Annotated in this window: 13 protein-coding genes and 1 pseudogene; 9 read left to right on the forward strand and 5 right to left on the reverse strand. The window is 74.2% G+C overall.

What is annotated here, in order from left to right:
* The first annotated feature begins 55 nt into the window (after window positions 1-55).
* Window positions 56-910, forward strand: coding sequence for a MaoC/PaaZ C-terminal domain-containing protein (locus tag R3E88_01580; GenBank protein MEZ4215145.1), 855 nt, complete (start codon window positions 56-58; stop codon window positions 908-910).
* A gap of 24 nt (window positions 911-934) precedes the next feature.
* Here R3E88_01580 and R3E88_01585 read toward each other — a convergent pair whose 3' ends face one another.
* Window positions 935-1,489, reverse strand: coding sequence for a MarR family transcriptional regulator (locus R3E88_01585; GenBank protein ID MEZ4215146.1), 555 nt, complete (start codon window positions 1,487-1,489; stop codon window positions 935-937).
* A 197-nt stretch (window positions 1,490-1,686) separates the two neighbouring features.
* Between R3E88_01585 and R3E88_01590 the strand changes: the two genes are divergently transcribed.
* Genes R3E88_01590 through R3E88_01600 form a run of 3 tightly spaced genes read left to right on the forward strand, consistent with a single transcriptional unit; the run spans window position 1,687 to window position 5,973 of the window.
* Window positions 1,687-3,048, forward strand: a complete 1,362-nt coding sequence (locus R3E88_01590; protein ID MEZ4215147.1) for a transmembrane 220 family protein — start codon at window positions 1,687-1,689, stop codon at window positions 3,046-3,048.
* A gap of 20 nt (window positions 3,049-3,068) precedes the next feature.
* Complete coding sequence (locus R3E88_01595; GenBank protein MEZ4215148.1) at window positions 3,069-4,649, forward strand: VCBS repeat-containing protein; 1,581 nt, start codon at window positions 3,069-3,071, stop codon at window positions 4,647-4,649.
* 37 nt (window positions 4,650-4,686) lie between these two features.
* A complete protein-coding gene (locus R3E88_01600) occupies window positions 4,687-5,973 on the forward strand; it encodes a metallophosphoesterase (protein MEZ4215149.1) in 1,287 nt (428 codons plus the stop codon).
* A 26-nt stretch (window positions 5,974-5,999) separates the two neighbouring features.
* Here the strand turns inward: R3E88_01600 and R3E88_01605 are convergent, their stop codons facing one another.
* Window positions 6,000-7,205, reverse strand: coding sequence for a CoA transferase (locus tag R3E88_01605; GenBank protein ID MEZ4215150.1), 1,206 nt, complete (start codon window positions 7,203-7,205; stop codon window positions 6,000-6,002).
* A 38-nt stretch (window positions 7,206-7,243) separates the two neighbouring features.
* The gene (locus R3E88_01610; GenBank protein ID MEZ4215151.1) at window positions 7,244-8,917 is read right to left on the reverse strand and encodes a thiamine pyrophosphate-binding protein; all 1,674 of its coding nucleotides are present in this window, start codon (window positions 8,915-8,917) and stop codon (window positions 7,244-7,246) included.
* A gap of 102 nt (window positions 8,918-9,019) precedes the next feature.
* Here R3E88_01610 and R3E88_01615 point away from each other — a divergent pair, with 102 nt between their 5' ends.
* The 3 genes and pseudogenes from R3E88_01615 to R3E88_01625 all read left to right on the forward strand — a co-directional run bounded on the left by R3E88_01615 (window position 9,020) and on the right by R3E88_01625 (window position 11,169).
* Window positions 9,020-10,351 carry a DsbA family protein gene (locus R3E88_01615; GenBank protein MEZ4215152.1) on the forward strand — a complete coding sequence of 444 codons (1,332 nt, stop codon included), beginning with the start codon at window positions 9,020-9,022 and terminating at the stop codon, window positions 10,349-10,351.
* 59 nt (window positions 10,352-10,410) lie between these two features.
* On the forward strand, window positions 10,411-10,812 hold the full coding sequence (locus R3E88_01620; protein MEZ4215153.1) for a hypothetical protein: 402 nt from the start codon (window positions 10,411-10,413) through the stop codon (window positions 10,810-10,812).
* Between the two features lie 12 nt (window positions 10,813-10,824).
* A pseudogene (locus R3E88_01625) lies at window positions 10,825-11,169 on the forward strand (redoxin domain-containing protein).
* A gap of 46 nt (window positions 11,170-11,215) precedes the next feature.
* Here the strand turns inward: R3E88_01625 and R3E88_01630 are convergent.
* Entirely contained in the window at window positions 11,216-12,223 is a 1,008-nt protein-coding gene (locus R3E88_01630; protein MEZ4215154.1) for a glutathione S-transferase family protein, read from the reverse strand.
* A gap of 16 nt (window positions 12,224-12,239) precedes the next feature.
* The gene (locus R3E88_01635) at window positions 12,240-14,030 is read right to left on the reverse strand and encodes a long-chain-acyl-CoA synthetase (protein ID MEZ4215155.1); all 1,791 of its coding nucleotides are present in this window, start codon (window positions 14,028-14,030) and stop codon (window positions 12,240-12,242) included.
* Window positions 14,031-14,157: 127 nt separating this feature from the next.
* Here R3E88_01635 and R3E88_01640 point away from each other — a divergent pair, with 127 nt between their 5' ends.
* Both R3E88_01640 and R3E88_01645 read left to right on the forward strand, forming a co-directional pair.
* Window positions 14,158-14,613 carry a hypothetical protein gene (locus tag R3E88_01640; protein MEZ4215156.1) on the forward strand — a complete coding sequence of 152 codons (456 nt, stop codon included), beginning with the start codon at window positions 14,158-14,160 and terminating at the stop codon, window positions 14,611-14,613.
* Window positions 14,614-14,615: 2 nt separating this feature from the next.
* The gene (locus R3E88_01645; GenBank protein ID MEZ4215157.1) at window positions 14,616-14,873 is read left to right on the forward strand and encodes a hypothetical protein; all 258 of its coding nucleotides are present in this window, start codon (window positions 14,616-14,618) and stop codon (window positions 14,871-14,873) included.
* Window positions 14,874-14,877: the final 4 nt, after the last annotated feature.

The following is a 14,877-nucleotide window of genomic DNA, read 5'->3' on the forward strand; positions in this document are numbered from 1 at the left end:
AAGCCACGCCGGGTCGCGCCCATCCGATCCGGTCCGGAGCCAGGAGCCAGGACACATGCCGGTCGATCGTGAGAAGGCGCTCGCCAACCCGCCGCGCGCGGGCCAGGGGAGCTACGGCAAGGACGACGTCATCCTCTACCACCTCGGTCTCGGCGCGGGCGATCCGCCGACCGCCGCGAACGAGCTCGAGTACACCTACGAGAAGAACCTGAAGGTGCTGCCCACGTTCGCCGTCGTCGCGAACACCGGCAGCGGCAGCTTCATGGGAATGGACGGGCTCGACTTCGACCGGCGCATGATGCTGCACGGCGAGCAGGAGATCGTGCTCCACAAGCCGCTCCCGCCCGAGGCGAAGATCACGAGCGAGATGCGCGTGAAGGAGCTCTACGACAAGGGCAACGCCGCGCTGCTCATCATGGAGACGAACGCGAAGGACGAGAGCGGCGATGCGCTGTTCACGAGCCTGATCTCGCTCTTCTTGCGCGGCGAGGGCGGCTTCGGCGGGCCGAACGCGCCGAAGGTCGGCAACGAGGCGCCCGACCGCGCGCCCGACGGCGTGATCGAGGTCGCGACGCTGCCGCAGCAGGCGCTGCTCTACCGCCTGTCCGGCGACAAGAACCCGCTCCACGCCGACCCCGAGTTCGCGAAGATGGCGGGCTTCGACAAGCCGATCATCCACGGCCTCTGCTCGTACGGCATCGTGTGCAAGGCCATCGTCGACCACGTGCTCGGCGGCGACGTCGCGAAGGTGGCGGGCTACGCCGCGCGCTTCGCGGGCGTCGCGTTCCCGGGCGAGACGTACCTCGTGTCGTACTGGAAGGAGGGCGGCAAGATCCTCGTCGCCGCCCACTCGAAGGACCGCGACGGCGCGAAGATCATCTCGAACGCCGCGATCACCCTGCGAAGCTAGTCGGCGCCGCGCGAGGGGCGGGCGCTAGAGCGGGCCGTCGAGCGTGTCGAGGAGCTCGCGCACGACGCGCACCGCGACGCGGCGCTGCGCGGCGTCGAGCGAGCCGACGAGCTTCTCGTAGCGGCTCGCGAAGGCGCGCGCGATGCGCTGCGCGACGCCGACGCCCTCGCGCGTGAGGCCGACCTGGATGCTGCGGCCGTCGACGTCGTCGCGCCGCCGCTCGACGAGCCCTTCGCGCTCGAGCCGATCGACCGTCTTGGTGACGCCGCCCGACGTGAGGTCGAGGTCGGCGTTGATGCGCGTCGGGGACGCGCGATAGGGCGGGCCGGAGAGCAGCAGCGAGTAGAGCACCTTCGCCTCGGAGTACGACATGCCCTCGCGCGCGACCTCCTTGAGGTGCGCATGGCGCACGCGGCGCGCGAGCGTGTCGAGCCAGAACATCAGGAGCACGGTGTCGCCGTCGACGGAGCCGAGCTCGCTCTCCCACTCGCGCGGGAGGCGATGGCTGCGAAGCTGCGTGCGGATGCTCTCCTCGCGTTCCGCGCGTGTGCATCGAGGAGCTTCGAGCTTCGGGCGCATCGATGGGCTTCCTGCGTGTGCGACGTCCGAGGGCCGCGTCCGGACCGGGCGCGCGATCCTGTCACATCCGGGCGCGTCGCAGGAAGCGCGCCGCGTTTGACGCGGCGCGCGCGACCGGCGTAGCCTCCCGCGGCGCGCGCACCGCGCGTGCGGCCGGCCGCATCGCGCGCGCCATCGAGGAGGCATCGCGAGCGCCCGTGGACGCCGACGCGCCGCACCGCCACCCGCCGCGCAAGAGCGCGGTCGCAGACTCGCCGCGCAGGAGCGCGGTCGCAGACTCGCCGCGCAAGAGCGCGGTCGAAGACTCGCCGAACGGGAGCGGCGTGTTCCGCATGGCGTGCGCGGTGATGGCGGCGCTCTTCGCGCTGTCGGTCGCCGTGCAGGCGAACGACCCGGACCCCGTGCGCTGGATGGCGTTCTACGGCCTCGCGTGCGCGACGGCCGCGGCGGGTGCGCTCGCGCGTCCGCGCCTCGCGCTCGAGCTCGCGACCGCGCTCGTCTCGCTCGGCGTCGTCCTCGCGCTCGCGCCCGCCGCAGCGACGGCGCGCCGCGAGGCGTTCACGTCGTTCCACATGCAGAGCCCCGACGACGAGCTCGTGCGCGAGCTCGGCGGCGCCGCGATCGCGCTCGCCTTCGCGCTCGCGCTGCTCGCGCGCCGCGCGCTGCGGGCGCGCACCGCGCGCGGCCGCGCGTCGCGCGCGGGGCGCGGCATCGCTGCGGCGTCGGTCGTCGCGCTCGCGCTCGGTGCCGGCTGCAACACGTGGCGCGTCTTCTTCCCGTCGCACGCGCACGAGTCCGTCGCGCCGGTGCTGCCCGAGCTCCCGCGCCCGGCCGTCCTGCTGTTCACGAAGACGAACGGCTTCCGTCACCACGAGGCGATCGAGGCGGGCGTGCCCGCGATCGAGCGGGTCGCCGCGCGGCGCGGGTGGTCCGTGTTCCACACCGAGAACGGCGCCGTGCACGCGCCCGCGCTGCTCGCGCGCTTCGACGCGGTCGTGTGGTTCCAGACGAGCGGCGACGTGCTGTCGGAGCCGCAGCGGGACGCGCTCCGCCGATGGATCGAGGACGGCGGAGGCTTCGTCGGCATCCACAACGCCGTCGGCGAGCGGCACTACGACTGGCGCTGGTACGTGCGCGACCTCGTCGGCGCGCAGTTCGTCGGCCACACCATGTCGCCGCAGTTCCAGCGCGCGCGCGTCCTGGTCGACGATCGCGCGCACCCGGCGACGCGCGCGCTGCCCGCCGCGTTCGACCACGTCGAGGAGTGGTACTCGTTCGACGCGAGCCCGCGCGCGCGCGGCGCGCGCGTGCTGCTGCGCGTCGACGAGGCGACCTACGCGCCCGAGGGCTGGGGCGGCGACCTCCGCATGGGCGCCGACCATCCCGTCGTGTGGAGCCACTGCCCCGGGCGCGGCCGCGCGCTGCTCTCCGCGCTCGGTCACCAGGCCGAGGCCTACGCCGTGCCCGAGCACCTCGCGCTGCTCGAGGGCGCGATCGCGTGGGCCGCCGCGGGGCCGGGCGCGCCGTGCGACGACGTGCTCGCGCCGGCGGCGGACTGAGGCGCGGCGGTTCCACGAACGTGCGCACCGCCTGGACGCTGCTCTCGCTCGCACTGCTCGTCGCCGCGGTGCTCGTGTATCCGCTCGCTGACCATCCGCCCGAGCGGCGCATCGGCCCGCCCGACGGCGGCCTCACGGGCGAGCAGGTCGCGGAGCGCTACTGCCAGAGCTGCCACCTGCTCCCCGTTCCCGGGCAGCTCCCGCGCGAGACGTGGCCCTTCGCGATCGACTGGATGGGGAACTATCTCGGCTATCCGAAGCTCGGCGGCCCGTTCGAGCGGCTCGTCGCGAAGCGGCTGATCCCGGACGCGCCGCTCGTCAGCACCGCCGAGATGACGCGGCTCGGCCGCTACTTCATCGAGGGCGCGCTGCCGGCCGCCGCGCTCACGCCGCCGCGCGCGCCCGCGCCGCCGCTCGAGGGATGGACCGCGAGCGAGCTCGCCGATGCGGGCGAGCGCGGCGCGGTCGTCACGCTGCTGTGGGTCGACGAGGCGAACGGGCGGCTGTGGGTCGGCTCGGCGAACGACGACATGCTGCGCGTCTTCGACCGTGACCGGAAGCTCCTCGTCGCGCTCGAGATGGGCGGCGACCCGATCCACATCGAGCCGCGCCCGCGCGGCGTGCGCGTCGCCCTCGCCGGCGACTTCGTGCGCGACGCGCGCCAGGGGAAGGTGGTCGACGTCGCGCTCGACGAACGCGCGGGCACGGTCGCGCACCGCGTCGTGCTCGAGGGGCTCCACCGCACGATCGAGACGCACACGCGCGACGTCGACGGCGACGGCGAGGACGACCTCGTCGTCGTCGGCTTCGGCGACGGCGTCGGCAGCGGCTACGGAAAGGTCTCCATCTACTGGAGCGAGCGCGAGGAGCAGGTGCTGCTCGACCGCGCGGGCGGTCTCGGCGCCGCGATCGTCGACATCGACGGCGACGGCGCGCTCGACGTGCTCGTGCTCGCGACGCAGGGGAGCAACGAGCTCGTCGCGCACCTCAACCGCGGCCACCGCACGTTCGAGCGCCGCGTGCTGCTGCAGCGCGACGTCTCGTTCGGCTTCAACGAGATGCACGTGCTCGACTTCGACGGCGACGGCCGGCTCGACGTCGTCACGACGAACGGCAACAACATGGAGATGCCCGACCCGCCGCTGCGCCCCTACCACGGCGTGCGCGTGTTCCGCGGCGACGGCGCGCTCGGCTTCGAGGAGGCGCTCTTCCACCCGCTCTACGGCGCGCTCACCTCGGTCGTGCGCGACCTCGACGGCGACGGCGACCTCGACATCGCGGCGACGGGCTTCTATCCGGACTGGCGCGCGGCCGAGCCCGAGACGTTCCAGATCGTCGAGAACCGCGGGCGCGCGGCCGGGGCGGAGGGAGGCGCGGAGCGCTATCTCCTCGCGCCGCGCTCGCTGCGCGGCGAGGCGTGGAACCGCTGGATGCGCGTCGCGGCGGGCGACCTCGACGGCGACGGTCGCGTCGAGCTGTTCCTCGGCGCCGGCAACGTCCCGGGCGGCGGCCTGCACCCGTCGCGCCCGCGCCAGTGGGAGCACTACCGCGAGCGGCTCGCGCGCGCGCCCGCGGTGCTCGTGCTCGATCGCCGTCCCTGAGCCCGCGCGGCGCGCGGCGCTCGTTCGAGGAGAGGTCATGTCCGGATCGGATCGCGCCCGTCGTTCCCCGCTCACCGCGCCGACGGTCGTCGCCGCGCTCGCGTTCGCCGCGCTCGCCGGCTGCGCGACGTTCGCGCCCAACGTCGACGGCATGTACGCGGCCGGCCCGGGCGCGGCGCGCGCGCCCGAGGGCGCCGTGCCGTCGCTCGTGCTGATCGGCGACATCGGCGTGCCGCGCGGCGAGGCGACCGAGCGGCTCGCGCAGCGCGTCGCCGGCGCGCTCGCGAACGCGCCGGGAGCGCCGGTCGTCGTGCTCGGCGACGTCTTCTACATCGCCGGCCTCCAGGGCACGTGCCCGAGCACGCCGGGTGTCTCGATGTTCGGGTGCCAGGACGAGGCCGGGCCGCCCGAGGACCAGCTCGAGGGCGTGCTCGGGCCGTACCGCGCCGCGCTCGGCGACAACCCGGTGATCGCGATCGGCGGCAACCACGACTACTACGGCGGCGAGCCGGCCGTGCGCAACCAGTGCCGGCTGATCCCGACGGCCGGCCGCGGCTGGCGCTACTACGCGAAGGGCTGCGAGCTGACGGACGCGAACCCGGTCGCGACGATCGACCTCGGCGACGTCGTCGTCTTCGCCGTCGACTCCGAGCCGATGATCCGCGACGCGAAGTTCCGGCGGCGCACGATCGAGGCACTGCGCGCCGAGATCTTCCGCGTGCGCACCGAGAAGCCCCACGCGTGGCGGCTCGTCGCGACGCACCACCCGCTCGAGACGCAGGGCTCGCACAACGGCGCGACCGGGGTGACGGGCGCGCTGAAGGACATCTACTGGCTGCGCAAGACGGTGCTCGCGCCGCTCTTCCTGCCGCTCGAGGCGTGGCTCGGCGCGCAGGACCCGTACGAGCTGCGCTACCGCGACTATCGCCGCGAGCTCTACGCGCTCTTCGCGCAGCAGCCGATCGACGCGTTCGTCAGCGGCCACGACCACGACCTGCAGCACCTGACGATCGATCACCCGGGCGTGGGCACGCAGATCGTCTCGGGCGCGGGGGCGAACCGCTCGCCCGTGCAGCGCTACGGGCTCGACTTCCTGTGGCTCAACCGGCTCGGGCGTCTGCTCGGGCTGCGCGACGTGCTCCCCGCGCCGCGCCACGAGATGGAGTTCGGGCTCGGCGGCGAGATCGACGCGCCCGACCTCTCGGGCTACGGCTTCGCGGTCGTGACGCCGGACGGGAGCGAGCTCGTCGTCGACTACGTCGACCCGTGGCGCGACGGCGCGCTCTACACCGCGCGCGTCGATCGCGCGCCCGGGCGCGACTGAGCGCGCGGGGCGCGCGGGGCGCGCGGCTAGATGACGCCCTTGTCGCGCAGCGCGCCGACGTCGTCCCACGAGTAGCCCAGCAGCTCCGTCATCAGCAGCTCCGTGTGCTGCCCGAGCTCGGGCGCGACCTCGCGCACGCCGCCCGGCGTCGCCGAGAACGTCACCGGGCAGTCGAGGTACTGCACCTTGCCGACGCTCGGGTGGTCGAGCTCGGTGACGTAGTGGTTGGCGACCATCTGCGGGTCGGTCGGGAGATCGTCGAGCGAGTTCACGATCGTGTAGATGAAGTCGCCGCCGGCCTTGAGGATGCGCATCCACTCGTCGCGCGGCTTCGAGGCGAACGCCGCGTCGAGCTCGGCGACGCAGGCCTCGGCGTTCACGGCGCGCGCGGTGAGGTCGCGGTAGCGCTCGTCGTTCGCGAGGGCGGGCCGGCCGATCGCCTTCGCGAAGTCGGCCCAGTAGCGGTCGCTCTGCAGCATCGCGAGCGCGATCCACTTCCCGTCCTGGCACTCGTAGTGGTTCCAGAGCGGGTTCGACGCGCGCTTGCGCGCGACGCGCGGGAAGGCCGCGCCGTTGATGAGCCGCGAGCTCATCGAGAGCCCCTGCAGCCAGGCCATGCTGCCGAGGTGGCTCGTGTCGACCTTCTGGCCGACGCCGAGCTTCTCGCGCGCGTAGAGCGCGGCGAGCACGCCGTAGGCGAGCATCACGGCGCCCATCTGGTCGGCGACGCCGCCGCCCACGGCCATCGGCCCCATGTCGGGCTCGCCCGTCGCGAACATGATGCCGCTGCGCGCGAGGCCGAGGTGGTCGAACGAGGGCTCGCCGCTGTCGGGGCCCTCCGGCCCGTAGCCGGTCGCGCTCGCGTAGATGATGCGCTCGTTGTGTCGGCGCAGGTCGTCGTAGCCGAGCCCGAGCCGCTCGGCGACGCCCTTGCGGAAGTTCTGCACGAACACGTCGCTCTTCGCGACGAGCCGGTAGAGGATCTCGCGCGCCTCGGGCTTCTTGAGGTCGAGCGCGAGGCTCTGCTTCCCGCGGTTCAGCCCCTCGAAGTAGAAGTTCGCGCGCACGGCCGTTCCCTGGATCGCGACGAGCCCGCGGCCCGGGTCGCCGCCGTCGCGCGATTCGACCTTGATCACCTCGGCGCCGAGGTCGGCCAGCATCGCGGACGCGACGGGCCCCTGCTGCCAGATCGTCCAGTCGACGACGCGGATGCCCTCGAGCGGTCGCGGCATGTCTCGTCCCCCTTCTCTCTCGCGGATGCGCGCGCCGGCTAGCGCAGGTAGATGCCGCCCGACATGCGCGTGGCCTTCGGGTCCATGCGCACGTGCACGATCGCGGGCGCATTCGCGGCGAGCGCGCGCTCGAGCGCCGGGCGGATGTCGCCCGGCGCCTCCACGCGCTCGGCGTGCGCGCCGACCATCTCGGCGAGCTTCTCGTACGACGCGGGCAGCAGCGCGGCGACCTTCGGCGCGTCGGCCGGGAACATCCCGTCCTGGATCATGTGGCCCGCGATGCCCTCGTTGTTGCACACGACGAACACGACGTTCGCGCCGACGCGCGCGGCGGTCTCGACGTCCATCATCGCCGAGCCGAACGCGTAGTCGCCGAGGATGGCGACCGCGGGCTCGTCCGGGCGCGCGAGCTTCGCGCCGATCGCGTACGGCACGCCGGTGCCCATGCAGCCCGTCGTGCCGGCGTTGAAGCGCTTGCGCGGGCCGAAGCTCGGCACGAGCTGGCGCGCGAGCCCCATCGTCGTCTCGCCGTCGACGGCGATCGACGCGTTGCGCGGGAGCGTCTCGCGCAGCTCCTTCATGACGCGGTGCGGGTCGATCGGCACGGCGTCGGATGCGAGCCGCGCGCGCAGCCCCTCCTCGTTCGCGTCGCGCGCCGCCTGCAGGTGCGCGAGCCACTTCGCGCTCGCGGGCGCGAGCGCGCGCCCCTCGAGCGCGGCGACGAGCTGTCGCGTCGCGGCCGCCGCGTCCGCGACGATGCCGATCTCGACGTCCGCGCCGCTGTAGAGCTCCTCGGGCTCGACGTCGATCTGCGCGATGCGCACGCCCGGCGCGAACTTCGTCGGGCTCCCGTACGAGAAGATCCAGTTGAAGCGCGCGCCGATCATCACGATCGCGTCCGCGCCCTTGAGCGCGGCCGAGCGCGCGGAGTTCACGAAGGCCGGGTGGTCGTCGGGCAGCGTGCCGCGCGCCATCGGCGACGTGACGTAGGGGATGCCGCGGTCGACGAGCGCGGCGAGCGCGTCGCTCGCATCCGCCCACGCCGCGCCCTTGCCGACGATCACGAGCGGCCGCTCGGCGCGCGCGAGCAGGTCGGCCACGCGCTCGATCGCCTGCGGGTCGGCGTGCGGCGCCGCGACCTCGGGCGCGCGCTCGCGGAGCCGCGCCTGCGACGCCGGCACCTTCTGCGAGAGCAGGTGTCCGGGGAAGTCGAGGTACACCGCGCCCGGCCGGCCGCTCACCGCCTTGCCGAGCGCGAGGTGCACGTACTCGGGGATGCGTTCGACGCTGTCGACCTGCTGCACCCACTTGCAGCCCGGACGCGCGAAGGCGAGCTGGTCGCACTCCTGGAAGCCGCCGACGCCGCGCATCACGCCGGGCACCGAGCCGCCGAGCACGACGAGCGGCATCGCGCTCTCGGTCGCGACGTGCATGGGCGTCACCGTGTTCGTCATGCCCGGGCCCGAGCCCGCCACGATCACGCCCGCCTTGCGCTTCGCATAGCCCCACGCCGACGCCATGAACGCGGCGTTCTCCTCGTGCCGGCAGCCGACGACCTGCATGCGCCGCTCGAGGCCGGCCGTGAAGATCTCGATCATCGGGCCGGCGACGACGCCGAAGAACGTGTCGATGCCCGCGAGCTCGAGCTGGCGGACGACGAGCTCGCCGCCGTTCCAGGAGTCGTCGCGCGACGAGGCGGTGGCGGGCGGCATGGCGGGCTCCTTCGCGGGAGGGGCGCGGACGCGCGCGGCGGCGCGCGATTCTCCACTGCCCGGCGCGGGCGGGTCAACCGGCCGCGGCTACCCTCCGCGCGGATGTCGCTCCAGCGCAAGCTCTCGCCCGTCGTCACGGGCGTCCTCACGAGCCCCGCGCGGCGGCGCCTCGCGCGCCGCGCGCGCGAGCTGCGGCGCCGCGTGCGCGGCGGCGTGCACCGCGTCGAGTACTTCCATCAGGTCGACGACCCGTACGCGCAGCTCGTCGCTCCGCTGCTCGAGCGCTTCGCACTGCGCTACGACGTCGAGCTCGTGCCCGTGCTGGTCGGCCCGCCCGACGACGCGTCGGCGCCCGAGCGCGAGCGCCTCGTCGCCTACTCCCGCCGCGACGCCGCGGACGTCGCGCCGTACTACGGCGTCGCGTTCCGCGACCCGGGCGCGCAGCCGCCGCGCGAGCTCGTCGCGCTCGCCAACGCGATCCTCGTCGCGAACCTCGGCGCCGATCGCTTCGCCGCGATGGCGGCCGCCGTCGGCGAGTCGATGTGGGCCGGCGACGCGGGCGCGCTCACCGCGATCGCGCAGGAGTACGGCGCGGTCGATCCGGACACGGTGCGCCGCGCGTGCGAGGCGGGCGACGCGCGCCGCGAGCGGCTCGGCCACTACCTCGGCGCGACCTTCCACTACGAAGGCGAGTGGTACTGGGGCATCGAGCGGCTCGCCTATCTCGAGGAGCGGCTCGAAGAGCTCGGCGCGTTGCGCGCGGGCGCGCGGCCGGGCGAGCGCGTCGTCGCGCGCCGGCTCCCCGCGCCGGCGCCGCCCGCGCGGCCCGGCGGCGAGCTCACCCTCGAGTTCTTCGCGTCGCTGCGCAGCCCGTACACGGCCATCTCGTTCGGGCCCGTCTACGACCTCGTCGATCGCACCGGCGTGCGCCTCGTCCTGCGGCCCGTGCTGCCGATGGTGATGCGCGGCCTCCCCGTGCCGCGCGCGAAGCGCATCTACATCATGCTCGACACGAAGCGCGAGGCGGAGCGGCTCGGCGTGCCGTTCGGCGTCGCGGCCGACCCGATCGGCCGGCCCGTCGAGCTCGGCTTCTCGCTCTATCCGTTCGCCCGCGAGAAGGGCCGCGCGCGCGAGTACCTGCACGCGTTCGCGCACCTCGCCTTCTCGCAGGGCGTCGACATGGGCACCGAGAAGGGGCTCGCGCAGGCGTGCGAGCGCGCGGGGCTGCGCTGGGAAGAGGCGCGCCCCCACCTCGGCGACGAGAGCTGGCGCCCCGAGCTCGAGGCGAATCGCAAGGAGCTGCTGGCGATGGGGCTCTGGGGCGTGCCGAGCTTCCGGCTCTCCGGGCCGGAGGGCGCCGAGCCCTTCTGCACCTGGGGGCAGGACCGGCTCTGGCTCGTCGAGGAGCGCATCCGCGAGCGCCTCGCGCAGTGACGCGCGAGGGGCGCCGCCCCGCTGCGCGGCGCCGGGCCGAATGCTAAGGCATGGGCGCCGTGGACCTCCTCGCCTCGCACGGAACGCTGCTGGCGTTCGCCGCGCTCGCCGTCGTCCTCGCGACCGGCGCGCTGTGGATGCAGCGCATCCGCCGCGTCGCGGTGCCGAAGCGGCGCGCGGGCTTCCTCTCGGCGTTCGGCTTCGGCGCGCTCCTCGGCGTCGCGGCGCTCGCGTCGCATCCGGGCTGGCTCGGCGGAGCCGTCGCGCTCGTCGCCGTCGTCGCGGGCGCCGTGATGCCGCTCCTGCGCCTCGGGTCGCGCCAGCTCGCCGCGCGGCCGACCGTGCGCGTCGGCGAGGCGATGCGCGCGTTCGTCGCGGTCGACGACGAGGGACGCGCGTTCGACAGCGTCGTGCTCGCCGGCCGTCCCTACCTGCTCAAATTCTTTCGCGGGCACTGGTGACCGTACTGTGTCGCCGAGTTGCGGCGATGGGAGGAGCTGCGGCCCGAGCTCGACGCGCGCGGCGTCGCGCTCGTGGCGATCTGCCCGGACGCGCCCGACGCGATCCGCGCCGGGCGCGGCAAGCACGGCCTGCGCGGCGCGATGCTCTCCGACGCCGACCTCGCGCTCACGAAGGCCTTCGGGATCCTGAATCGCCGCAGCGCGACGCCGAGCGGCTTCGTCCCGATCACGATCCCGACGACGTTCCTCGTCGACGCGCGCGGCGTCGTGCGCTGGATCGACCAGGCCGAGGACTACATGGTGCGCAGCGCGCCCGAGCGCGTGCTCGAAGCGCTGCGCGCGCACCTCGACGGCTGACGCGCGCGGCCGCCTCGGTCTTCGCGCGCGCGCGTGCGCGCGCAGGTCAGACGGCGAGCCAGCGCAGGCAGCCCGTCCGTTCGAGGACGGCGTCGAGCGCGGCGTCCCCGCGCGCCTTCGCATGACGTTCGCGCAGCGCCGCGAGCGAGCGCGCGTGGTACTTCTGCGGCTTCTGCGTCCACGAGCTCCCGTCGAGCTCGACCGTGAACTCCTCGGCCGCCGACGCGATCGCGCGCGCGTTCGCATCCGACCACGGCAGGAAGCGCGCACCCGCCTGGCGCGCGAGGAACGGCTCGAGCGTCGGCAGCAGCGCGCTCGCCTCCTCCCAGCCGTGCGCGCCGTCGCGCGGCGCCGCCGACGGGTCGAGCATCCGCTCGATCCACGCGCACGTGCGGGGCGCGCGCTCGCGCAGCAGGGCGCCGGGCGTCGGGTCGGTCCACAGCTCGTACATCTGGCCCCACAGCCCGAAGTCGCCGAACGACGGGCGCGCGCCGAACAGGTAGTCGCGCGCGCCGAGGTGCGCCTCGAGCTGCGCGACCGCCTCCTCGAACGAGGCCTCGATCGCGGGCGCGGTCTGCGGGCTCGACCCGACGAACCACACGCGCCCGGTCATGCGCTTCGCGATGCCCGCGGCCGTCGCTTCGATCGCGTCGTCGTCGGCGTCGGGCTGCAGCGTGCGCGCGATGCGGTGGCTCGCCGAGCGCTGGTCGGCCGGCGCCTTCCAGCGCAGGTGGAACATCCACTTGTTGCCCCACTCGTCGCCGAGCTCCTCGACGAGCGCCGACAGGAAGGCGAGCGCGGGGTCGCTCGGGTGGATGGACGGCTCGGGGTGCGCCGCCTCGATGCGCTCGAGGATCGGCGTCGAGTCCTGCAGCGCGTCGCCCTGCGGCGTCGCGACGAGCGGAATGAGCGGCAGCTTGGCGAGCTCCTGGAACTCCGCGATCCGCGCCTGGCTGCGCACGATCCACTCGTGCTCGATGCCCTTGTAGCGGAAGTACGAGCGGACCTTCACCGAGTAGGGCGACTCCTCGGCGCCGTAGATGCGGTAGGGCACGGAACCTCCTTCGCGGCTAGCGCAACGTCGTCTCGCCGCGCTTGATCGAGTCGAAGAGCCGCGCGTCGAGCGGGACGTACGCGTCGGCGTCGAGGAAGTAGAGCGGGTCGCTCGTCCGCGACGGGTCGTAGCCCTCGCGACGGTAGTCGACCTTCTGGTGCTTGAACGTCCCCGTGATGCGCATGTCGCGCTGGAGGCGGACGAAGTACGGGCGCTGGTAGACGGGGAGGGCGTGCACGACGTGGTCGGCGAAGCCCTGGATCGAGAACGCCTCGTCGACGTGCAGGCTCGCCATGCCGGCGCGCCCCTCCGCACCCGGCACCTCGACGCCGTACACGTTCGCCTCGAGCACGCCCTTCGCGCGGTTGAGCGCCTCGGCGACCTCGTTCGTCGAGACGTTCTCGCCCTTCCAGCGGAACGTGTCGCCGATGCGGTCGGCGAACGAGATCCACCCGCCGCCGTGGAGCGCGACGAGATCGCCGCTGTCGAAGTAGCGGTCTCCCGGCGCGAGCACGTCGGCGAGCACCTTCTTGCGCGACGCCTTCTCGTCGAGGTAGCCGTCGAACTTCGCGATGCCTCCGATGCGCATCGCGAGGAGCCCCGTCTCGCCGGGCCGCGCGCGCGCGCAGCGGCCCGCGCCGTCGCGCGCGACCTCGCCCGTCTCGGGGTCGCAGCGCAGCACCACCTGTCCGGGCATCAGCCGCCCGACCATGCCGGGAATGCCCGCGAAGTTGACGGTCGGCGCCACGCCCTCCGTCGCGCCGTAGAACTCGCGCACGAGCGGGATGGCGAAGCGCTCCTGGAAGCGCTCCCAGATGTCGGGCCGCAGGCCGTTGCCCGTCGCGATGCGCAGGCGGTGGTCGCGCTCGCCCGGATGCGCGGGCTGGTTGAGCAGGTAGCGACAGAGCTCCCCGATGTACACGAAACGCGTCGCGCCGAACGCGCGCACGTCGTCCCAGAAGCGAGAGGCCGAGAACTTCCTTCGCAGCGCGAGCCCCGCACCCGTCACGAGCGAGGCGCCGAGCCCGGCGAACATCGCGCTCGAGTGGTAGAGCGGGAGCGCGCAGTAGATCACGTCGCCCGGGCCGGCCTCGAAGATCGCGCGCCCGAAGAGCGACGAGGCGGTGAGCATGCGCGCGTGCGTGATGATGGCCGCCTTCGGGAGGCCCGTGGTTCCCGACGTGTAGATGTACGTGAAGTGCTGGGACACGTCGCCGTCGGGCGTCGCGCGCGGCCGTTCGCTCCCGCCGGCCGCGACGAGCGCGTCGAAGGACGCGAGCGCGGAGCGCGCGTCGTGGCCGGGGTCGGCGAGCGAGAGCACGTCGTCGCGCGCGAGCCCGTCGACGTCGCCGAGCGCGTCGAGCAGCTTCGCCTCGTGCTCGACGCCGACGACGACCTTGCGCGGACGGCCGACGCGGACGGCGTGCGCGAGCCCCGCGCCCGAGATGCCCGTGTTGACGAGCGCGGACGTCGCGCGCAGGCGCGCGAGCGCGGTCATCGCGAAGACGTACTCGGGCCGGTTGTCGACGAGCAGCGCGACGGCGTCGCCGGGCCCGACGCCGAGCCGTTCGAAGGCGGCGGCGTAGCGATCGACCTCGCGGTCCATCTCGGACCACGCATAGCGACGCTCCTCGAACGCGAGCGCGAGGCCGTCCGGATCGCGGCGCGCGTTGCGGGCGAGGAGCCGCGCCGTCGTCCACGTCGCGCCGGGCCGGAAGAGCGGGATGCAGGCGGCGAGCCGCGCGAGGCCCGCGAGCTGCGCGCGGCGCGCCGCGAAGCTCGTCGGGGAGGGGTGCGAGGGCGCCATGTCGCCTCCTCCGCGCGCATCGCGCGCGGTGGGCGAGTATGGCACGCGCGCGCCGACGCGCGGCGCGCTTCGCGTCGCCGCATCGCCGCGCTTCCCCGTCGCCTCGCGCGTGTGATATGCGTGGCGCATGGCGAGCACCGCTCCTTCGGCCGGCGCCGTCCGCACGGTGGCCGCGCCGCGCTTCTCGGCGGCCTACCGCGCGCTCTGCGCCGCGACGGGCGCGCTGCTCGCGCTCGCGGGCGCGGTCTTCCTGCTCGGCGCGTTCCGCGGGCTCGGCCCCGGCGCGCCGCCCTTCGGCGGCCTGCCGCTCGGCCCGCCCGCGCTCTACTTCGTCGCGTTCACGGGCTGCGCGCTCGTCGCCTGGGGAGGCGCGCTCGCGTCGGCCGCGCGCGAGCCTTCGCGCGCGCTCGGGACGTGGACCGCCGTCGGCCTCGTGCTGATGGCCGTCTACCGGATGGCCGTGTGGACGGTGGGCGACGCGCCCGTGCCGCCCGAGGTGCCGCGCATCGAGGCCGCCGTCTTCCTCGCGGTCGCGCTCGCGTTCGTGTGGCTGCGCCCGCGCGCGGCGCGCGCGGAGGCGTGAGCGTGGGCCGCTGGCTCGCGACCGCGATCGTCCTCGCGCTGCTCGCGCTCGACGTCGCGCTGCCGCACACGTCGCTCGGGCGCCGAGGACACGACGCCGTCGCGAAGCGCGACGTCGAAGGCGCGTTCGCGACGCTCGGCGCGCCGCTCCCGGAGGACGTGCTCGCGGGCCTCGAGACGCTCGACGGCAGGCCGCTCGCGGCCGCCGACTTCCGCGGTCACCCGACGCTCGTCACGTTCGAACGCAGCGTCGACTGGTGACCCT

Source organism: Myxococcota bacterium (assembly GCA_041389495.1).
Taxonomy (GTDB): domain Bacteria; phylum Myxococcota_A; class UBA9160; order UBA9160; family UBA4427; genus JAWKRT01.

Bases quoted from the DNA above. Each gene is read 5' to 3' on its own strand.
- R3E88_01640 (MEZ4215156.1), top strand. From the start codon at position 14,158: ATGGCGAGCACCGCTCCTTCGGCCGGCGCCGTCCGCACGGTGGCCGCG.
- R3E88_01610 (MEZ4215151.1), bottom strand. From the start codon at position 8,917: ATGCCGCCCGCCACCGCCTCGTCGCGCGACGACTCCTGGAACGGCGGC.
- R3E88_01585 (MEZ4215146.1), bottom strand. From the start codon at position 1,489: ATGCGCCCGAAGCTCGAAGCTCCTCGATGCACACGCGCGGAACGCGAG.
- R3E88_01605 (MEZ4215150.1), bottom strand. From the start codon at position 7,205: ATGCCGCGACCGCTCGAGGGCATCCGCGTCGTCGACTGGACGATCTGG.
- R3E88_01600 (MEZ4215149.1), top strand. From the start codon at position 4,687: ATGTCCGGATCGGATCGCGCCCGTCGTTCCCCGCTCACCGCGCCGACG.
- R3E88_01615 (MEZ4215152.1), top strand. From the start codon at position 9,020: ATGTCGCTCCAGCGCAAGCTCTCGCCCGTCGTCACGGGCGTCCTCACG.
- R3E88_01580 (MEZ4215145.1), top strand. From the start codon at position 56: ATGCCGGTCGATCGTGAGAAGGCGCTCGCCAACCCGCCGCGCGCGGGC.
- R3E88_01635 (MEZ4215155.1), bottom strand. From the start codon at position 14,030: ATGGCGCCCTCGCACCCCTCCCCGACGAGCTTCGCGGCGCGCCGCGCG.